Source organism: Phaeobacter sp. HS011 (genome assembly GCF_018101215.1).
GTDB classification, from domain to species: domain Bacteria; phylum Pseudomonadota; class Alphaproteobacteria; order Rhodobacterales; family Rhodobacteraceae; genus Phaeobacter; species Phaeobacter inhibens.
Window position 1 is genome coordinate 103,357 of record NZ_JAGEUF010000010.1, and the last position, 18,314, is coordinate 121,670.

17 protein-coding genes and 1 riboswitch are annotated in these 18,314 nt (G+C 61.9%); of the genes, 11 read left to right on the forward strand and 6 right to left on the reverse strand.

The window, feature by feature from the left end:
* Positions 1-37 precede the first annotated feature (37 nt).
* Genes J4721_RS17365 through murJ form a run of 3 tightly spaced genes read left to right on the forward strand, consistent with a single transcriptional unit; the run spans position 38 to position 5,551 of the window.
* Positions 38-1,210: a penicillin-binding protein activator gene (locus tag J4721_RS17365; protein WP_044040829.1), complete on the forward strand. Its 1,173-nt coding sequence runs from the start codon at positions 38-40 to the stop codon at positions 1,208-1,210.
* A complete protein-coding gene (locus tag J4721_RS17370; protein WP_199536270.1) occupies positions 1,170-3,998 on the forward strand; it encodes a [protein-PII] uridylyltransferase in 2,829 nt (942 codons plus the stop codon). Before J4721_RS17365 ends, J4721_RS17370 begins: the two co-directional genes overlap by 41 nt.
* The gene (gene murJ / locus J4721_RS17375) at positions 3,995-5,551 is read left to right on the forward strand and encodes a murein biosynthesis integral membrane protein MurJ (RefSeq protein WP_211003283.1); all 1,557 of its coding nucleotides are present in this window, start codon (positions 3,995-3,997) and stop codon (positions 5,549-5,551) included. The genes J4721_RS17370 and murJ overlap by 4 nt, the downstream gene beginning before the upstream one ends.
* Positions 5,552-5,601: 50 nt before the next feature.
* Here the strand turns inward: murJ and J4721_RS17380 are convergent, their stop codons facing one another.
* A complete protein-coding gene (locus J4721_RS17380) occupies positions 5,602-6,288 on the reverse strand; it encodes a rhomboid family intramembrane serine protease (protein WP_027246400.1) in 687 nt (228 codons plus the stop codon).
* Between the two features lie 128 nt (positions 6,289-6,416).
* On the opposite strand from J4721_RS17380, the gene trpS reads away from it, so the two are divergent.
* Entirely contained in the window at positions 6,417-7,445 is a 1,029-nt protein-coding gene (gene trpS / locus J4721_RS17385; RefSeq protein ID WP_027246399.1) for a tryptophan--tRNA ligase, read from the forward strand.
* Between the two features lie 54 nt (positions 7,446-7,499).
* Positions 7,500-7,706, forward strand: a complete 207-nt coding sequence (locus J4721_RS17390; RefSeq protein WP_014875579.1) for a cold-shock protein — start codon at positions 7,500-7,502, stop codon at positions 7,704-7,706.
* Between the two features lie 172 nt (positions 7,707-7,878).
* On the opposite strand, the gene J4721_RS17395 is transcribed toward J4721_RS17390, so the two are convergent.
* From J4721_RS17395 to paaG, 4 genes are read right to left on the reverse strand one after another with little or no spacing between them, the layout of a single operon-like run.
* Complete coding sequence (locus J4721_RS17395) at positions 7,879-8,475, reverse strand: TetR/AcrR family transcriptional regulator (protein WP_014875580.1); 597 nt, start codon at positions 8,473-8,475, stop codon at positions 7,879-7,881.
* A 6-nt stretch (positions 8,476-8,481) separates the two neighbouring features.
* Complete coding sequence (gene paaK / locus J4721_RS17400) at positions 8,482-9,792, reverse strand: phenylacetate--CoA ligase PaaK (protein ID WP_211003282.1); 1,311 nt, start codon at positions 9,790-9,792, stop codon at positions 8,482-8,484.
* Between the two features lie 15 nt (positions 9,793-9,807).
* Positions 9,808-10,233, reverse strand: a complete 426-nt coding sequence (gene paaI, locus J4721_RS17405) for a hydroxyphenylacetyl-CoA thioesterase PaaI (protein ID WP_211003281.1) — start codon at positions 10,231-10,233, stop codon at positions 9,808-9,810.
* 2 nt (positions 10,234-10,235) lie between these two features.
* Positions 10,236-11,021, reverse strand: a complete 786-nt coding sequence (paaG, locus tag J4721_RS17410) for a 2-(1,2-epoxy-1,2-dihydrophenyl)acetyl-CoA isomerase PaaG (protein ID WP_211003280.1) — start codon at positions 11,019-11,021, stop codon at positions 10,236-10,238.
* 126 nt (positions 11,022-11,147) lie between these two features.
* Between paaG and paaZ the strand changes: the two genes are divergently transcribed.
* The 6 genes from paaZ (at position 11,148) to J4721_RS17440 (ending at position 17,757) form a co-directional block, all read left to right on the forward strand.
* Positions 11,148-13,178: a phenylacetic acid degradation bifunctional protein PaaZ gene (paaZ, locus tag J4721_RS17415; RefSeq protein WP_211003279.1), complete on the forward strand. Its 2,031-nt coding sequence runs from the start codon at positions 11,148-11,150 to the stop codon at positions 13,176-13,178.
* A 66-nt stretch (positions 13,179-13,244) separates the two neighbouring features.
* Complete coding sequence (locus J4721_RS17420) at positions 13,245-14,069, forward strand: PaaX family transcriptional regulator C-terminal domain-containing protein (RefSeq protein ID WP_211003278.1); 825 nt, start codon at positions 13,245-13,247, stop codon at positions 14,067-14,069.
* A gap of 70 nt (positions 14,070-14,139) precedes the next feature.
* Positions 14,140-14,355, forward strand: a riboswitch (cobalamin riboswitch).
* Positions 14,356-14,461: 106 nt separating this feature from the next.
* Positions 14,462-14,887 carry a DUF1636 domain-containing protein gene (locus J4721_RS17425; protein WP_211003277.1) on the forward strand — a complete coding sequence of 142 codons (426 nt, stop codon included), beginning with the start codon at positions 14,462-14,464 and terminating at the stop codon, positions 14,885-14,887.
* A complete protein-coding gene (locus J4721_RS17430) occupies positions 14,884-15,669 on the forward strand; it encodes an ABC transporter ATP-binding protein (protein ID WP_211003276.1) in 786 nt (261 codons plus the stop codon). Before J4721_RS17425 ends, J4721_RS17430 begins: the two co-directional genes overlap by 4 nt.
* Positions 15,670-15,683: 14 nt before the next feature.
* On the forward strand, positions 15,684-16,664 hold the full coding sequence (locus J4721_RS17435; RefSeq protein WP_211003275.1) for an ABC transporter substrate-binding protein: 981 nt from the start codon (positions 15,684-15,686) through the stop codon (positions 16,662-16,664).
* A gap of 1 nt (position 16,665) precedes the next feature.
* Positions 16,666-17,757 carry an iron ABC transporter permease gene (locus J4721_RS17440; RefSeq protein ID WP_014875589.1) on the forward strand — a complete coding sequence of 364 codons (1,092 nt, stop codon included), beginning with the start codon at positions 16,666-16,668 and terminating at the stop codon, positions 17,755-17,757.
* A 63-nt stretch (positions 17,758-17,820) separates the two neighbouring features.
* Here J4721_RS17440 and J4721_RS17445 read toward each other — a convergent pair whose 3' ends face one another.
* On the reverse strand, positions 17,821-18,168 hold the full coding sequence (locus J4721_RS17445; RefSeq protein ID WP_061049934.1) for a RidA family protein: 348 nt from the start codon (positions 18,166-18,168) through the stop codon (positions 17,821-17,823).
* Positions 18,169-18,314: the final 146 nt, after the last annotated feature.

Here is an 18,314-nt window from a genome sequence, read left to right on the forward strand (position 1 = left end):
GGCGTACGCCGCCGGACAAGGGAGTTTCAAGTCCATTATGTTTGCTGTTTTTCAACACGCCCGCAAGGCGGCAATGACCGCTGCTACCGTGGTTTCGACGCTGGCACTGGCCGCCTGTGATACCTTGCCAACCGGTGGCGGGCCATCGATCAACACAACCAAACCCGTGCCCGTTGCCCTGCTGGTGCCGCGCGGGTCCGCGCAGTCCGGCGATGCGCTGCTGGCCAAAAGCCTTGAGAATGCGGCCCGGATGGCGATTGCCGATCTCAACGGGGCGCAGATTGATCTGCGAATCTATGACACCGCAGGCACGCCCCAGCAGGCCGCAACCGCCGCGACCACCGCAATCAATGATGGCGCGCGGATCATTCTGGGGCCAGTCTATGCAGAGGCCGCGAATGCCGCGGGTCTGGTAGCCGCACAGCGCAACGTCAACGTTCTGGCGTTTTCCAACAACACCGCAATTGCCGGTGGCAATGTCTTTATCCTCGGGCCGACCTTCGACAACACAGCACGCCGTCTGACCAGCTATGCCACCCGTCAGGGCAAGGGCAATATGGTGATTGTCAGCGGCAGTGACCCCGCAGGTCAGGCCGGCCGCGTGGCGATTGAGCGCGCAGCCGCAGGCACCGGGGCCAATATCAATGGCGCTGTCAGCTACGAGCTGTCGCAGCAGGGCGTGATCAACGCCATCCCGACGATCCGCTCAACCGTTGCCAGCAGCGGCGCGCAATCGGTGTTCCTGACCGCGAATACCGCCGGTGCCCTGCCCCTGCTGACCCAGCTGATGCCGGAGGCAGGCGTGGACCCGGCCGCAACACAGTATATCGGCCTCACCCGCTGGGATATTCCGGCACAGACGCTGGCGCTGCCGGGTGTGCAGGGCGGCTGGTTTGCAATGCCCGACACCAACCGGTCGCAGCAATTCCGCAGCCGCTATCAGGCCAGCTATGGTGCCGCTCCGCATCCGATCGGTGGTCTTGCCTATGACGGGATCGCCGCCATTGGCGCACTGGTGAGTGCAGGCAAATCCGACGCGCTGACCGGCGCGGCGCTGACCCGTGGCAATGGGTTCCAGGGCACCGGCGGCATTTTCCGCCTGCGCCCCGATGGCACCAATGAACGCGGCCTTGCGGTTGCGACAATCCAAGAACAGAAGGTTGTGGTTATTGACCCAGCTCCCAGCAGCTTCGCCGGTGCCGGATTCTGATCCAGCGCTGCCGGACACCGTCCATCTACCACCTTTGCTGGGGCCGCTGATCTGCGACCCCGGCAAAATTTTTGACGCCGTTGCCGTGCGCGCCGCCATCACCGCCCTGTCACGGGATTGCTCGGCGGCGGAGCTGCGCGCTGGCGTTGTGAAAATCCTGCGCGAGGCCAATCTGGCCGGGCGCGCCGCCATCGCCGAGGCCTTTGCCGAGGAACCCTTTGCCGCACGGGCGCTGACCCGGTCTTATGTCTATCTGACCGACGGTCTGGTCACTGCCGCCTATTTCACCGCCACCAGCCTGCTGCACCCGCTGTCCAACCCCACCCAGGGCGAACGGATCGCGGTGATTGCGGTTGGCGGCTACGGACGGGGTGAGATGGCGCCGCAGTCCGACGTGGACCTGCTGTTTCTCACGCCTTACAAAATCACCGCCTGGGCCGAGAGCGCGATTGAATCGATGCTCTATATTCTGTGGGATCTGCGCCTGAAGGTGGGCCATTCGAGCCGCACCATCCGCGATTGCATCCGGCTGGGGGGTGAGGATTTCACCATTCGCACCGCCATGCTGGAACAGCGGTTTCTGGATGGCGACGCCGGGCTGGCGGCGGATCTGGACCGGCGGCTGAATGCGGAGCTGTTTTCCAAGGACGCCCGCGACTTTGTCGAGGCCAAGCTGGCCGAGCGTGACGCCCGCCACCTGAAACAGGGTGAGCGCTATGTCGTGGAACCCAACGTCAAGGAGGGCAAGGGCGGTTTGCGCGACCTGCAGTCCCTCTACTGGATCGCCAAATACCTGTACCAGGTGCAGGATGTCGCCGAACTGGTGCCGATGGGGCTGTTCAGCCCGGAAGAGCTGGACTCCTTTGCCAAGGCTGAAAACTTCCTCTGGGCGGTGCGGGCACATCTGCATCTACTGACCAAACGGGCCACCGAACAGCTGAATTTTGACCTTCAGGTCGAGGTCGCCGCACGCATGGGATATGAGGACCGGGCCGGGCGACGCGCGGTTGAGGTCTTCATGCAGGAGTATTTCCGCCACGCCACCAAGGTTGGCGATGTAACCCGGATTTTCCTAACCAAGCTGGAAGCCACCCACCAGAAAAGCGAACCGCTGCTGGAACGGATTTTCCGCCGCCGCCCACGGGTAAAGCCCGGCTATGTGGTGGTCCATAATCGTCTGGATGTCGCCGATCCCGATGCCTTTTGTGCGGATAAACTGAACCTGTTGCGGATCTTTGAGGAAGCGCTGCGCACCGGAATGCTGATCCATCCTGACGCCATGCGGCTGGTCACTGCCAGCCTGCATCTGGTCGATGACGAAATGCGCAACGACAAGGAAGCGCGGCGCATTTTCCTTGATCTGCTGCTGAAACATGGCAACCCTGAACGCGCCTTGCGACGGATGAACGAACTGGGGGTGCTCAGCGCCTTTGTGCCCGAGTTCGAGCCGATCGTGGCAATGATGCAGTTCAATATGTATCACTCCTACACCGTAGATGAGCACACCATTCAGGTGATCGCCAACTTTGCGGCGATTGAACGGGGGGAGTTGGAGGATGAGCTGCCGCTGTCCTCGGAAATCCTGCGCAAAGGGCTGAGCCGCAAGGTGCTGTTGGTGGCGATGCTGCTGCATGACATCGGCAAAGGACGTGAACAGGATCATTCGATCCTCGGGGCGCAGATTGCACGACGGGTTGCGCCCCGGCTGGGCCTCAGCAAGAGCGACAGTGAAACCGTGGAATGGCTGGTGCGGTATCATCTGTTGATGTCGGATATGGCGCAGAAACGCGATATTGCCGATCCGCGCACCGTGCGCGACTTTGCCAAGGCGGTGAAGACAATCAAGCGGCTGGATCTGCTGTTGCTGCTCACGGTCTGCGACATTCGCGGTGTTGGCCCGGATACCTGGAACAACTGGAAGGCGGCGCTGCTGCGCGCGCTGTACAACCAGACCCGCGAGGCGCTGGAGAATGGCATGGAGGCGCTGAACCGCGCCCATCGCGGCACGGAGGCCAAGAAAGCCCTGCGCGCCGCCCTGCCCGACTGGTCCAAGGCGGAGCTGAAGGTGGAGACCGCGCGCCACTATGATCCCTATTGGCAGGGGTTGCATGTGACCGCCCATATCGACTTTGCCGAGATGCTGCGGGAGCTGACCGATCTGGATGATCCCGGTGGGATGATTGTTCGCCTGCACCCCGACGAAGACCGCGATGCGACGCGGGCCTGTTTCTGCATGGCGGATCACCCAGGTATCTTTGCCCGCATTGCCGGCGCGCTCGCCTTGGTGGGCGCAAATGTGGTTGATGCGCGATCCTACACGACGAAGGACGGCTATGTGACCGATGCCTTCTGGATCCAGGATTCCGAAGGTCACCCCTATGAGGCCGAGCGCCTGCCCCGCCTGCGCGAGATGATTCACAAGACCCTGAAGGGCGAGGTGATCACCGGCGAGGCGCTGAAGTCCCGCGATAAGATCAAGAAGCGCGAGCGGGCGTTTAACGTGCCCACGCATATCACCTTCGACAACGATGGCTCAGAGATCTACACAATCATCGAGGTCGACACGCGCGACCGGCCTGGGCTGCTCTATGATCTGGCGCGCACGCTGGCGGGGGCCAATATCTACATCGCAAATGCGGTGATCGCCACCTATGGCGAACAGGTGGTCGATGCGTTCTATGTGAAGGATATGTTCGGGTTGAAATATTACTCCGAAGCCAAGCAGAAATCACTGGAAGCCAAGCTGCGCAGTGCCATCGCCGAAGGGGCAAAGCGGGCCGGATCATGAAGCCGATCAAACTGCTGTCAGGCTTTCTCACCGTCGGATTCTGGACGCTGGCGAGCCGTATCCTGGGGTTTCTGCGCGAAATCCTGATCACCGCCTATATTGGCCCCGGTCCGCTGATGGATGCCTTTGTGGCCGCTTTCCGGCTGCCCAATATGTTCCGCCGTTTCTTTGCCGAGGGGGCGTTTAACGCAGCCTTTGTGCCAATGTTTGCCAAGCGGCTGGAGAGCGGCGAGGATCCGCAGGGCTTTGCACAGGAAGCCTTCAATCTGCTGGCCATCACAGTTCTGCTGCTGGTAAGCCTTGGCATGGTGTTCATGCCCGCGCTGGTCTGGGCCACGGCGGGCGGTTTTGTGGGCGATGCGCGGTTCGATCTGGCGGTGGGCTACGGCAAAATCGTCTTTCCCTATATTCTGTGCATGTCGCTGGCGGCGCTGTTTTCCGGCGTGCTGAATGCCACCGGACGGTTTGCTGCGGCAGCAGCGGCGCCTGTCTTGCTCAATATTTTTGCCTGTGCGGCGATGATTGCCGGGGCCACGATGGGGGGCGCGGTGATCACCTGGCTGGTCTGGACCATCCCGGTCGCAGGTGTCGCGCAGTTGGCGCTGGTGTGGATCGCCGCCAGCCGGGCCGGTATTCGCTTGCGCCCCGGCCTGCCCCGCTGGACGCCGCAGATGAAAAACCTCGTCCGTGTGGCGCTGCCGGCAGCACTGGCGATGGGGGTGACACAGATCAATCTGGTGGTCGGGCAGCAGGTGGCCTCTGACATTGAAAACGCGGTGAGTTGGCTGTTTGTCGCGGATCGCCTGTATCAGCTGCCGCTGGGGGTCGTGGGCATTGCCATCGGCATCGTGCTGCTGCCGGATCTGTCGCGCCGCCTGCGGGCGGGTGACGATGCGGGCGCACGCGATGCGTTCTCACGTGCCGGCGAATTCTCACTGCTGCTCACGCTGCCCTCAACTGCGGCTTTTCTTGCCGTTCCGTTGGTTCTTGTGTCCGTCCTGTATGAACGCGGCGCGACCGGTGCCGATGACGTGGCCGCCATTGCCTTGGCGGTTGCCATCTATGGCGCTGGCCTACCCGCCTTTGTGCTGCAAAAGGTGCTGCAGCCGCTGTTCTTTGCCCGCGAGGATACGCGCTCACCGTTCCGCTACGCAGTGGTGGCGATGGTGATCAATGCGGTGCTGGCTTTTGGCCTGAAACCCTATCTGGGCTGGATTGCCCCTGCCATCGCAGCGACTGTGGCGGGCTGGGCAATGGTCGCCTGCCTGTGGCTGGGCGCACGCCGCATGGGAGAGGTCGCGCGGTTCGACCAGCGGTTCTATGATCGGAGCCTGCGCATCCTTGCAGCCTCCGCCATCATGGGGTTGGCGTTGTTCGGCGTGGTGCAGAGCTTTGGCTGGCTGTTCTACCTGCCCAGCTGGCGCTATCTGGCGCTGTTGGGACTGATCGTGCTGGGCGCGGTGGTCTATTTCGGCGTCGGCCAGATCATCGGCGCGGTCCGTTTGGGGGATATCAAACGTGCCGTGCGTCGCGGCGGGACCCCAACCCGGTAAGGCCCCGTAAGCCACCCTAGCGCGTGAACCTGCCAATCAAGGTTGGCTGATCACTCCCTGCGGATATGATTGCGGATGCGGGCCCAGCCGCCGGGGGCGAGGAAGAAGGACAGGCCAAAGCCGGTGGCAAAGCCGCAGAGATCGGCGACCCAGTCAAGGGTGCCGCCGAACAGCAGGCCAAACAGCAGCTGGATCCCCATCAGAAAGGCAATCAGCGTGAAAGCGCGGCTTTGCTGCGCGCCGACAAGCGACAGCTGCCGCCACAGGATATAGGTGAAGGCCCCGATCAGCCCGTAGACCGCAGGAAAGCCACCGATCAGCGGCACCGATGATTGGGTCAGCAGCGCATAGCCAACAGCGCCGCCGATGCCAGAGACCAGAAACACCAGCACCATGGCCAGATCGCCAAAAATTTCGCCCACCATCTTACCCATGGCGAGCACGAAAACGCAGACAAACAGGGTCTGGGTGAATGCGACATGCACAAAGGGGTAAGAAACAAAACGGATCAGATGCTCCGTCGGCCATTGCCCGGTCTCCCACATCCACCAGAAGATGTCGGAAGAGAACGAATAGGTCTGAATTGCCTCCAGCCGCCAGCCGACGGCCTCAGGCCCGCCAAAGATCCCGCGCGCGCCAAGCGAAAACCCGGCTTCGATCCCCATGATGATCAACACAAGCGCCACCACAACCGGCGGCAGCGGGTTCACCGGAGACGGCTCTTTTTGGTATTCCATTGTGATCTTGCTCCTGCTTGCCTGCTCTGCCGCCCTGCCCGGCGGCCCGGTTGATCCGCGCGCGGTTGACGATGGTTCCAGCCATGGTTAAGCCAGCAAGGATCCTAATTCCAGACGGGAGTTTCTTGATGACCGAGACCACATTCACGCCCCGCGTGTTTTCCGGCATCCAGCCATCGGGCAATCTGCACCTTGGCAACTATCTTGGCGCGCTGAAGCGGTTCGTGGACTGGCAGGCCAAGGACGTGGAGAGCATCTACTGCATGGTCGACATGCACGCGATCACCGTCTGGCAGGATCCGGCGGATCTGAAGAAATCCACGCGCGAGCTTTGCGCCGGGTTCATCGCCGCCGGGCTTGATCCTGAACAGTCGATCCTGATCAACCAGAGCCAGGTGCCCGAGCATGCGCAGCTGGCGTGGATCTTCAACTGCGTTGCCCGCATGGGCTGGATGCAGCGGATGACCCAGTGGAAGGACAAGGCCGGTAAGAATGCCCAGAACGCCTCGCTTGGTCTGTTTGCGTATCCGGCACTGATGGCGGCTGATATTCTGGTCTACCACGCCACCCATGTGCCCGTGGGCGAAGATCAAAAGCAGCATCTGGAACTGACCCGCGACATCGCGATGAAGTTCAATCACGACTACGGCGTCGATTTCTTTCCGGTGACCGAGCCGGTGATCGAAGGCGCGGCCACACGCGTGATGTCGCTGCGCGACGGGTCGAAGAAAATGTCGAAATCGGATGCGTCTGATGCCAGCCGCATCAACCTGACGGATGATGCCGACACCATCGCCAAGAAGATCCGCAAGGCCAAGACCGACCCTGACGCCCTGCCCTCCGAGGTTGAGGGGCTGGAAGGACGGCCGGAGGCACGCAATCTGGTCAACATCTACGCCGCCATGGCAGAGCAATCGGTTGATCAGGTGCTGGCGGATGTCGGCGGCAAGGCGTTTTCGGAGTTTAAACCGATGCTGGCAGATCTGTCGGTTGCGAAAATGAGCCCGATCACCACCGAAATGGCCCGGCTGATGCAACATCAGGACGAGATCGACAAAATTCTCGCACGTGGATCGGAGCGTGCCCGAGAAATCACAGCCCCCATCCTTCGCAAAACTTATGACATTGTGGGCATGGTCGCGCCGGTCACTCTGTGATATCAGGCCTTACGATCCCGCACCCTGCGGGGAGATAGATACTGGAGAATTCGGATGGCCAATGGCACCGTGAAATGGTTCAACGCAACAAAAGGCTACGGCTTTATCGAGCCTGAGTCTGGCGGCAAGGACGTGTTTGTACACATCTCTGCGGTTGAACGCTCGGGCCTTAATGGTTTGAACGACAACCAAAAAGTTTCCTACGAGCTGGAAACTGGTCGTGACGGCAAGCAGTCCGCAGGTTCGCTGGAACTGCTGTAAGGATCGCGGCGCGGGTTTTCCGCGCCCATCCATCTAAAGACATTCTGACCACAGCTTTCTGTGGATAGAATCACCCTAAGGCCGCCCGTTTCAGGCGGCCTTTTGCATGTCTGGGTTCAATTATTTTTCCGACGCCAGAGACTGCTGCAACCGGAGTGATCCGGACGGGATGCTATAGCGACCGGATGCCGTTCATGGTCAGATCTGCCACCATCTGTGCGTAATCTTCACGCGCCTCAGGTCCAGCGCCGGAATTCCACATGTAGTACCAATTCAACATCCCGAAGACCGACATGGTGGCGGCACGCAGCTTGGCCGGATCTCTGGCGATGCCATCGGCAGCAACCCCGGCAAGCGCGTCACTGACCAGCTGAACCAATTCGCGCTGATACCCGCGCAGCAGTGCCTGCTGTGGCTCCGGCAGCGCCCCCATTGCGCTGATCTGGACCTGATGTTCGTGATCCGCGCCCTGATAGGCCAGCAGGATTTCGGAGACGATGCGGCGCAGCCGCTGCTCCGGTATCAACGCGCTGACATCCACTCCACAAACCCGGTCGCGCAACTCGCTCAGATAGGTATCAAGGACGCCGAACAATACGGCATCCTTACTGTCGTAATAGTGGTAGATATTGGCCTTGGAGATCCCGCATTCGCGCGCCAGCTGGGTCATTGACGCGCGGTCAAACCCCTGTTCGGCAAAGACTTTGGCCGCAGACTTCAAAATCTGGGCGCGTTTCTCGTCGTGGTCTTTTGCAATGGTGCGGGCCAAACCGTGTTACTCCTTGCTGCGGTTGTCGACAACGCGTTTGGCCTTGCCCTGGCTGCGCTCCACCGATCCCGGTTCGCCGACGATGATCTCCGTCGAGACGCCAACCATATCCTTGATCCGCTTGGTCAGCATCCGGGCCGCCGCGGTCTTGCTCAACTCATCTGTGGCATCCGGATTGGCCTCCACAAAGACCCGCATCGCGTCCATGCGGCCGGATTTATACAGCTCGATCTGGTAGTAAGGCGCCAGCCCGCCAGTGGCCAGCAACTGCTCCTCGACCTGGCTGGGGAAGACGTTGACGCCGCGCAGGATGATCATGTCGTCGCTGCGGCCGGTGATCTTCTCCATCCGCCGCATCGTGCGCGCGGTGCCCGGCAGCAGGCGGGTCAGGTCGCGGGTGCGGTAGCGCACCATCGGCAGGCCTTCCTTGGTCAGCGTGGTGAACACCAGCTCCCCCATCTCGCCGTCCGGCAACACCTCGCCGGTCTGCGGGTCGATGATTTCCGGCAGGAAGTGATCCTCCCAGATGACGGGGCCGTCCTTGGTCTCGACGCATTCATTGGCCACGCCGGGTCCCATGATTTCGCTGAGGCCGTAGATATCGACCGCATGCATGTCGAAAGCCTGCTCAACCTCGCGGCGCATCGCGTCCGTCCAGGGTTCAGCGCCAAAGACGCCAACCTTCAGCGAACAGTCGCGCGGATCCATGCCCACCTTGTGATACTGCTCAAGGATGTTGAGCATGTAGGAGGGCGTCACCATGATGCCGTCAGGTTTGAAATCGGTGATCAGGCCGACCTGTTTTTCGGTCTGGCCGCCCGACATCGGCACCACAGTCGCACCCAGCCGTTCGATCCCGTAATGCGCGCCAAGCCCGCCGGTGAACAGCCCATAGCCATAGGCGTTATGCACCATATCGCCCTTGCGCAGGCCCGAGGCCCGCAGGGACCGCGCCACCAGATCGGCCCAGTTGCTGATATCATTGGCGGTGTAACCCACCACGGTCGGCTTGCCGGTGGTGCCCGATGAGGCATGCAGGCGCATGATTTGTTCCCGTGGCACCGCAAACAGGCCGAACGGATAGTTGTCCCGCAGGTCGTTTTTGTAGGTGAAAGGGAACTTGGCCAGATCGGACAGCTCTTGCAGGTCGTCCGGATGCACGCCCGCCTCGTCGAACCGTTGCTTGTACATCGGCACGTTGTCATAGGCATGGCGCAGCGACCACTTCAGCCGGTCCAGCTGTAGGCTGCGGATCTCGTCGATCGAAGCGATCTCGATCGGGTCCAGTTCACCCTTCTTGGGGCTCAGGTCTTCCATGGCATCCTCCACGCCTTATTCGTCGAACAACTGGCCTTTGATCGCCCGGGAGAAACCCCGGAATTCCGCGATCTTCTGGCTGTCCTGATTGGTCACTGTCACGTCATAGATACCGCTGCGCCCGGTCAGAGAGACCTCATGCGCCGTGGCAATCAACTTGTCGCCCAGCCGCCCGGCCGCGGTGAAGCTGATCACATTGTGCTGCGCCACGGTCGACTGGTTGCGGCTGTTGCAGGCAAAGGCAAAGGCGCTGTCGGCCAGCATGAAGGTGACACCGCCGTGGCAGATGCCGTGGCCGTTGCAGTGGTGCTGGGCCACGGTCAGCTCCAGCGTCGCCTCGCCCTCATCCACATGGGTGATTTCCATGCCCGCCCATTTGGACGCATGATCCTCGGCCCACATCGCGGCGGCGGATTTTTCGGCGCGGTCTTTCGGGGTCATGGTCATTTGCCCTTGAACTCAGGGGCGCGTTTTTCGAGAAAGCTGGCCACACCTTCGGCGTAATCCACGCTTTCACCGCAGGTCTTCATCGCGTCCGCCTCAATCTCCAGCTGGTCGGACAGCGTGTTGACGGCGGCGGCTTGAATGGTCTGTTTCGTGAGCCCCAGACCAAGCGTGGGGCCGTTTGCGAACTTCTCAGCCATGGCGCGGGCCTCGGCCATCAGGTCGTCATCCGGCAATGCCTTCCAGATCAGGCCCCAGTCCTCGGCCTTTTTCGCGGGCAGCGGTTCAGCGGTCAGCGCCAGCCCCTTGGCGCGGGCCTCGCCCAGCAAGCGCGGCAGATGCCAGCTGCCGCCGGTATCGGGGATCAGGCCGACCTTGGAAAACGACTGGATGAACTTGGCACTCTCAGCCGCGAGAACCACATCGCAGGCCAGCGCCAGATTGGCCCCCGCCCCGGCGGCGACGCCGTTGACGGCACAGATCACCGGAAAATCGAGCGAGCGGATCAGGTTCACCAGCGGCGCGTAGAAGGTGCGGACGGTATGGCTAAGGTCCGGCGGGCCGTCCATCTTGCGCGGATCGCGGTCGCCCAGATCCTGCCCGGCACAGAAACCACGTCCGGATCCCGTCAGCAGTACAGCACGCGCGCCACCATCGCGGGCCGCTTCAAGGGCTGCGCGCAGGGCATGGTGCATCTCCTCTGTGAAACTGTTCAACCGGTCCGGACGGTTCAGGGTGATTTCCACCCATGTCCCGTGATCCTCCACCAACAGCGTCTCTGACATCGCAGCGCCTCCCCTCGTGCATCTGTTAACAAAGATCTTGCATAAACCGACCGGTTGGTCAATATATTTGCGACTTCTCATATTCAGACCGTGCATGTCCCGGTCCAGACGCAAAGGATCCCACCCATGAGCCTTCTTGATGTTTCCAGCTTTGCCGCTGGCCAATGGATTGCACCGGGTGCAGGTGCGCGCAGCATTGCCAGCGCAATCACAGGCGCGCCCCTTGCTCAGGCGGGCAATGATGCGCTGGGTGTACAGGGGATGCTGGACTATGCCCGCACGGTGGGCGGTCCCTCTTTACGCAAACTGACCTTCCACGACCGCGCCCGCATGCTGAAGGCCCTGGCGGGGCATCTGAACCAGCACAAACAAGCGCTCTACGATCTGAGCTTCAACACCGGCGCCACGCAGGCCGACCACATGATCGACGTTGACGGCGGCATTGGCACCATGTTTGTTTTTGCCTCCAAGGGGCGGCGCGAGATGCCGGATGCCCATGTGTATCTGGACGGTGATATTGAGCAGCTGTCGCGCAACGGCACATTCCTTGGCCAACATATCTGTACGCCTTTGCAAGGGGTTGCGGTGCATATCAACGCCTTCAACTTCCCGGTCTGGGGGATGCTGGAGAAACTGGCGCCGACCCTGCTGGCCGGTGTTCCGGCCATTGTGAAACCGGCCACTGCCACCTGCTATGTCACCGAGCTGGCGGTGCGGCTGATGCTGGAGTCGGGCATCCTGCCTGAGGGCGCCCTGCAACTGGTTTCCGGTGGCCTTGGCGACATGCTGGACCATCTGACGATGCAGGATGTAGTCAGCTTCACCGGCTCTGCGCAGACTGCGCTGAAGCTACGGGCAAACCCGGTGATTCTGGAGAATTCCATTCGTTTTGTGGCTGAACAGGACAGTCTGAATGCCTCGATCCTCGGCCCGGATGCGGTTCCCGGTACGCCGGAGTTTGACCTGTTCGTCAAGGAAGTCAGCCGCGAGATGACCACCAAGGCGGGTCAGAAATGCACCGCCATCCGCCGTATCATCGCGCCGGACGCGCAGGTGGAGGCGGTGATCGAAGCCCTGTCGGCGCGGCTGGCAAAGACCCAGATTGGCGACCCGCGCCTGGAAACCACCCGCATGGGCGCGCTGGTCTCGAACAGCCAGAAACGCGACGTGCTGGAGAAGGCCGCGATCATCGGCCAGGAAGCCGAGCGCGTCTTTGGCGATCCGGAAAACTTCTCCGTTGATGGCGCCGATGCCGAAAAAGGCGCCTTTGTGCCGCCGATGCTGTTCCATTGCACCGATCCGGACAAGGCGCAGCGTGTCCATGACACCGAAGCGTTTGGCCCGGTCTCAACCATCATGGGTTACCGCGATCTGGATCACGCCATCACGCTTGCCAATCGCGGCGAAGGGTCATTGGTGGCCTCCGTCATCACCCATGACGCAGAGGTGGCCCGCGCGGTGGCGCTGGGAGCAGGCGCCTACCACGGGCGGCTTTATTTCAACAACCGCGACTCGATGAAGGAATCAACCGGCCATGGCTCCCCCCTGCCCCATATGGTGCATGGTGGACCGGGTCGTGCTGGCGGCGGCGAAGAGCTGGGCGGCGTGCGCGGCGTCAAACACTATATGCAGCGCACTGCCATTCAGGGTTCGCCCGACATCCTGTCGGCGATTGGGGAAAAATGGGTGCCGGGTGGCGCTGAGATCGCCGCCAAGGTGCATCCCTTTACCCGCAAATTCGGCGATCTGGAACTGGGAGAAACCCTGCACAGTGCTGCGCGCCAGATCACGCTGGAGGATATCGAGACCTTCGCCAAGTTCACGGGCGATACCTTCTACGCCCATATGGATGACGAAGCTGCCGCGCGGAACCCGTTCTTCCCCGGTCGTGTGGCCCATGGGTATCTGTTGATCAGCTTTGCTGCCGGTCTGTTCGTGCAACCCGATGAGGGGCCGGTGCTGGCCAATACCGGGCTCGACAATCTGCGGTTCATGAAGCCTGTTTCTGCAGGCGACAGCATCAAGGTGCGTCTGACCGTCAAGAAGAAGACACCCCGCAACGAAGACTACGGCGAGGTGCGCTGGCATGTCACCCTGACCAATCAGGATGATGAAATTGCCGCCGAATATGAGCTGCTGACCATGAACGCGTTCTGATAGGGCCCTGTCATCAGACGGTCGTCCGGTCTGGCCTATCCGGGCCGGGCGACTTATCTATTATATATGACAGACGCACAGACCTCCTGGTTCGACACCACCGTAACTGCCCTTAGCGACCCGCAGAACCAGCGGGTCTGGTCGATTATTGTCTCGCTCTTTGGAGATCTGGCGCAGCGGGACGGGGACCAGATTGGCGGCAGCGCCCTCACCCGGATCATCACCCCGATGGGGATCAAGCCGGAGGCGATCCGCGTTGCATTGCACCGGCTGCGCAAGGACGGCTGGATCGACAGCACGCGATCAGGCCGCGCGTCGGTGCATTTCCTGACCCCGATGGGCCGCAGCCAATCCGCTGCTGTCACCCCGCGCATCTATGCTCCAACGACACTCGCCCCCGAGGATTGGCACCTGCTGATAGCGCAGGACGGGCAAGGCGGCGCGCTGGACGCCCTGCTGCAGCAGCCAAATTATGTTGCCGTCAACCGCTCTACGGTGCTGGGCCATGGCCCCCTGCCACGGGAGCGGGACCAATTTCTGGTGGTCGACCATCCGGATCTGTCAGTGCCTGACTGGCTGCGTCAGCGGCTGTTTCCAGAGGACCTGAAACTGGCCTGTGCCCGGCTCGACAGCACCTTGAGCGGCGTCAAACCGCCGGCGACAAGCCGTGTTTCAGATGCCCTTGACCCGACACAGATCGCCACGCTGCGCACCCTGATCGTGCATCGCTGGCGGCGTGTGGTGCTGCGGCATCCGGATCTACCGCCCCGGTTTCATCCCAATGACTGGGCCGGAGAACACTGCCGCCAGCGTGTCGCGTCGCTGCTGCAGCACCTGCCGCGCCCCCGGCTCAGCCCAAATGGTGAACTGATCGCTGCCGAAGACCCCTGAGAGGCAGCACCAGCGTGCGACCGGCCGCGCAGCTGTGATGATTTTTCCTTTACAAACCCTGGTGAGAAATCTACCCAAAGTCGCAGATGGTTCCCACGGCCCCAAAGCGGTCACGGGATGAAAAGGGAACGTGGTGTGGTGTAGCCAAAAGGCGCCAAATCCGCGACTGCCCCCGCAACTGTGAGCGGTGAGCGACCTCGATAGACCACTGGCCCCTTGGGCCGGGAAGGCCGAGGCCCGCAGCAACCCGCAAGTCAGGAGACCTGCCATCCACAGGAAACCTATTGGACCGGACGGGGTGTTCCGGCGGGCAGGATGATACGGCACGACACTCACGCGTGGCTGGTCCCCTTCCCCCTTTGCTCCCCTGACCGGATTGCGCGGAGGGCGCTATGGACGGGACAGCACGGCACCGTATTCTGGTGTGCACATCCTGCAAAGGGACAGACCCCGGCACCCGTCCGGGGCCGCAGCTGATTGACGCCTTGCGCGACGCGCTTGACCAGCGCGGCGAGACCGTGGTGGAGGTGGCAGGTGTCGCCTGCATGGCGGGATGCAGCCACCCCTGTACTGTCGGATTTCAGGCCGAGGGCAAAGCCAGCTATGTGTTTGGCGACCTCACCCCTCAGGACGATCTGGCGGATATTCTGCAATTTTCCGATCTCTACAAATTGCTGGCGGACGGCTGGTGCAGCTCGGTTGATCGTCCCGGCAAACTGCGCCGCTCCACCCTGTCGCGCATCCCGGCCCTGTTCCCCGTGGCCCCGATAGAAGCCAAAGCGGCAAAAACAACCGCGCCCATGGAGCCTGCCGAATGACCGCAGCCTCACTCACCGTTACAGATGTCAGCTGGGGGCCGGGCCGTGCGGCGCCGCTCATCCTGCAGCCAATCAGCTTTCACCTCGATGCAGGCCGTGTGCTGGGTGTTGTTGGCCCCAATGGTGCCGGAAAGTCCAGCCTGCTGCGGGTGATTTACCGCTTCAACCAGCCGCGCAGCGGCAAGGTTGAGGTTGGTGACAGTGATATCTGGGCCCTGCCTCCAAAGGCTGCAGCGCAGCGCGTTGCTGCCGTGCTGCAGGAACAACCTACCGATTTTGCCCTGACCGTGGCGGAGATCGTTGCCCTGGGACGGGCGCCCTATCGCTCAGGGTTTGCGACACCGGGCGCGCGCGATGCGGCGATCATTGAGGGGATGCTGGACCGTCTCGATCTCTACAGCATGGTTGACCGGGCCTTCGGCACCCTGTCGGGTGGCGAGCGTCAGCGGGTCATGGTGGCGCGGGCACTGGCGCAGGAACCCTCACTTCTGGTGCTGGATGAGCCAACCAACCATCTGGATATCCGCCATCAGCTGGACGTGCTGGACCTGATCCGGGATCTGGATGTGACCATTGTCACCAGCCTGCATGATCTCAACATCGCAGCCGGCGCCTGTGATGAAATCCTGTTGATGTCCGAGGGCCGCCAGCTGGCCTTTGGCACGCCCCATGACGTACTGAGCGAGGACACCGTTAGTCGGGTCTTCAACGTCGCTGCCAGACGCGAAACCCTGACCCCCTCCGGGCAGGATCACCTGACCTTTCACCTCCCTGTTTCATAAGGATATCCCTGACTATGACTGCCCGTTTTTCAACAGTGACGCAGCTGCTCGCCGCCGGTGTTATTGCCGTCTCCCTCGCGCCGGTGGCGCAGGCAGAGACCACGGTACAGAGCTGCAACCGCAGCGTTGCATTTGATGCACCGCCGCAGCGTGCCATCTCCAATGACGTCAATCTGACCGAGATGATGCTGGCGCTGGGGCTGGCCGACCGGATGGTGGGCTACACAGGGATTTCCGGCTGGAAGACCCTGGATCCGGTGATGCGTGCTGGCGTTGCCGAACTGCCGGAACTGTCGGCAAAATACCCCTCCAAGGAGGTGCTGATCGGCGCCGATGCGGATTTCTTTTTTGCCGGCTGGAACTACGGCATGAAGGTGGGCGGTGAGGTCACGCCAGAAACCCTCGCCCCCTTTGATATCAAGGTCTATGAGCTGACCGAGAGCTGCATTCACATTGGTGAAAAGGCAAAGGTCAGCATGGATGACATGTATAACGACCTGCTGAACCTTGGCCGGATTTTCGCCGTTGAAGAAACCGCGGAGGCACTGGTTGCGGGCTACAAGGATGAGTTGGCCGCCTTTTCCAAGGATCGTCCCGAAGCCAGCGATCCGCTGCGCGTCTTTGTCTATGATAGCGGCGAGGACACGCCGTTCACCGCAGGCAAATACGCCATGCCCACCGCGCTGATCGAGGCGGCGGGCGGCAGCAACATCATGGATGATCTGGAAAAAAGCTGGGCCACTGTGACCTGGGAAGCCGTGGTCGAGCGCAATCCTGAGGTGATCGTCATCGTGAACTACGGGTCGGTCACCGCCGAGGAAAAACGCGCCTTCATGCGCAGCAACCCTGCATTTGCAGAGATCGACGCGGTAAAGAATGACCGTTTCGTGACCCTTGAGTATGTCGAAGCCACGCCTGGCCCGCGCAATATCCGCGCAATCAAGACGTTGGCAACCAGCTTTGACGCGGCGCAGGCGCATGCGGTAAGCAACTGATATGTCCACCGCCCACGCACATCCCGCAACTGAGCCGCGCCTGAGCGCGCGCGCCCGGCGGCGCCTGCGCGGGCGGCTGGCCTGGATACTGGGCGGGGCCGTGCTGACGGCCCTGACCCTGTCGATTGCCGTCTCTGTAGGCGCAGTTGGCATTCCGCTCACCTCCGTGTGGGGCATTATCGCCCACAAGCTGACCCACGGATCGGCGTTTGCGGCAGACAGTGTCTTCGACGCGAGCTGGAGCAAGGGACAGGCCGCGATTGTCTGGGACATCCGTTTCCCCCGCGCCCTGCTGGCGATGATGGTCGGCGCCGGGCTTGCCATGGTGGGGGCCAGTCTGCAGGCGGTGACCCGCAATCCGCTGGCCGATCCGCATCTGCTGGGCATCTCCGCTGGCGGCGCCTTTGGTGCGATTCTGGCGCTGCTGCATACTGGGCTGTTTCTGGGACTGTTGACCGTGCCCTTGCTGGCGTTTGTCGGCGCCCTTGCGGCCACGGCGCTGGTGCTGGCTGTTTCCCGCTTTGCCGAGGCGACCACCGCCGACCGGCTGGTGCTGGTGGGAGTGGCGGTCTCCTTTGTGGTTATGGCAGGGGCCAATGTTCTGATTTTCCTCGGAGATCCGCGCGCCACGCATACAGTGGTCTTCTGGATGCTGGGGGGGCTTGGCCTCGCCCAGTGGAGCCATCTGGCCTATCCTCTGGTGGTGCTGGTGCTCTGCGGCGGCTGGCTCTGGTCCCGCTCCGGCGATCTCAACGCGATGACAGTCGGGGACGAGACTGCCACCACGCTGGGCATCCCGGTGGCGCGGTTTCGCCTGATGACCTTTTGCGTCGGTGCGCTGATCACCGGGGTGATGGTCGCGTTTTCCGGCATGATCGGCTTTGTCGGATTGATCGTGCCACATGTGGCCCGGCTGATCGTCGGCGGTGATCATCGCCGGGTGCTGCCGGTCTCGGCGCTGTTTGGCGGGCTGTTCCTGGTCGCCGCCGATATCGCCGCCCGCACCCTGATGGCGCCGGAGGATATGCCGATCGGGCTGGTCACCGGGCTGGTGGGCGGTGTGTTCTTCATCTGGCTGCTGCGGCGGCGTTAGGGCTGCGGCGACAACAGACACTTAAGGCCCCCGCGCATCGGGGGCCTTTTGCAGTTTCAGACGTCAGGCAGCGGCGACCACGATCATTTCCACCAGCAGCTCAGGCCGCGCAAGCTTGGCTTCGCCACAGGCCCGCGCCGGGGCCGCGCCCTCAGGCACCCAAGCGTCCCACACCTCGTTCATCGCTGCGAAGTTGGCCATATCCGAGAGCCAGATCGTACATTGCAGCATGCGGGATTTGTCGCTGCCTGCCTCTGCCAGCAGCGCGTCAATCTTGTCGAGGCAATCCTGCGTCTGCTGGGCGATACTGGCCCCTGCAGTACCAACCTGACCGCACAGGTAAATGGTCTCGCCATGTTTAACGATTTTGCTCATACGCGTGCCAATATGATGGCGTTCGATCTGTGTCATAAGTTCCTCGTTCGGTGACGGCCACGCCGGAGGGCGGGTCTGCTTCAGGGATATCGGTCCGGTCGTGGCAAAGCAATGCACCCCGCGCCGGACATCAGATGGCAGCAGATCACCTCAGGCAAGCCGTTCAAATACCGCACAAATTT

Bases quoted from the DNA above. Each gene is read 5' to 3' on its own strand.
- J4721_RS17365 (WP_044040829.1), top strand. From the start codon at position 38: ATGTTTGCTGTTTTTCAACACGCCCGCAAGGCGGCAATGACCGCTGCT.
- murJ (WP_211003283.1), top strand. From the start codon at position 3,995: ATGAAGCCGATCAAACTGCTGTCAGGCTTTCTCACCGTCGGATTCTGG.
- J4721_RS17380 (WP_027246400.1), bottom strand. From the start codon at position 6,288: ATGGAATACCAAAAAGAGCCGTCTCCGGTGAACCCGCTGCCGCCGGTT.
- trpS (WP_027246399.1), top strand. From the start codon at position 6,417: ATGACCGAGACCACATTCACGCCCCGCGTGTTTTCCGGCATCCAGCCA.
- J4721_RS17390 (WP_014875579.1), top strand. From the start codon at position 7,500: ATGGCCAATGGCACCGTGAAATGGTTCAACGCAACAAAAGGCTACGGC.
- paaK (WP_211003282.1), bottom strand. From the start codon at position 9,792: ATGGAAGACCTGAGCCCCAAGAAGGGTGAACTGGACCCGATCGAGATC.
- paaI (WP_211003281.1), bottom strand. From the start codon at position 10,233: ATGACCCCGAAAGACCGCGCCGAAAAATCCGCCGCCGCGATGTGGGCC.
- paaG (WP_211003280.1), bottom strand. From the start codon at position 11,021: ATGTCAGAGACGCTGTTGGTGGAGGATCACGGGACATGGGTGGAAATC.
- paaZ (WP_211003279.1), top strand. From the start codon at position 11,148: ATGAGCCTTCTTGATGTTTCCAGCTTTGCCGCTGGCCAATGGATTGCA.
- J4721_RS17420 (WP_211003278.1), top strand. From the start codon at position 13,245: ATGACAGACGCACAGACCTCCTGGTTCGACACCACCGTAACTGCCCTT.
- J4721_RS17425 (WP_211003277.1), top strand. From the start codon at position 14,462: ATGGACGGGACAGCACGGCACCGTATTCTGGTGTGCACATCCTGCAAA.
- J4721_RS17430 (WP_211003276.1), top strand. From the start codon at position 14,884: ATGACCGCAGCCTCACTCACCGTTACAGATGTCAGCTGGGGGCCGGGC.
- J4721_RS17435 (WP_211003275.1), top strand. From the start codon at position 15,684: ATGACTGCCCGTTTTTCAACAGTGACGCAGCTGCTCGCCGCCGGTGTT.
- J4721_RS17440 (WP_014875589.1), top strand. From the start codon at position 16,666: ATGTCCACCGCCCACGCACATCCCGCAACTGAGCCGCGCCTGAGCGCG.
- J4721_RS17445 (WP_061049934.1), bottom strand. From the start codon at position 18,168: ATGACACAGATCGAACGCCATCATATTGGCACGCGTATGAGCAAAATC.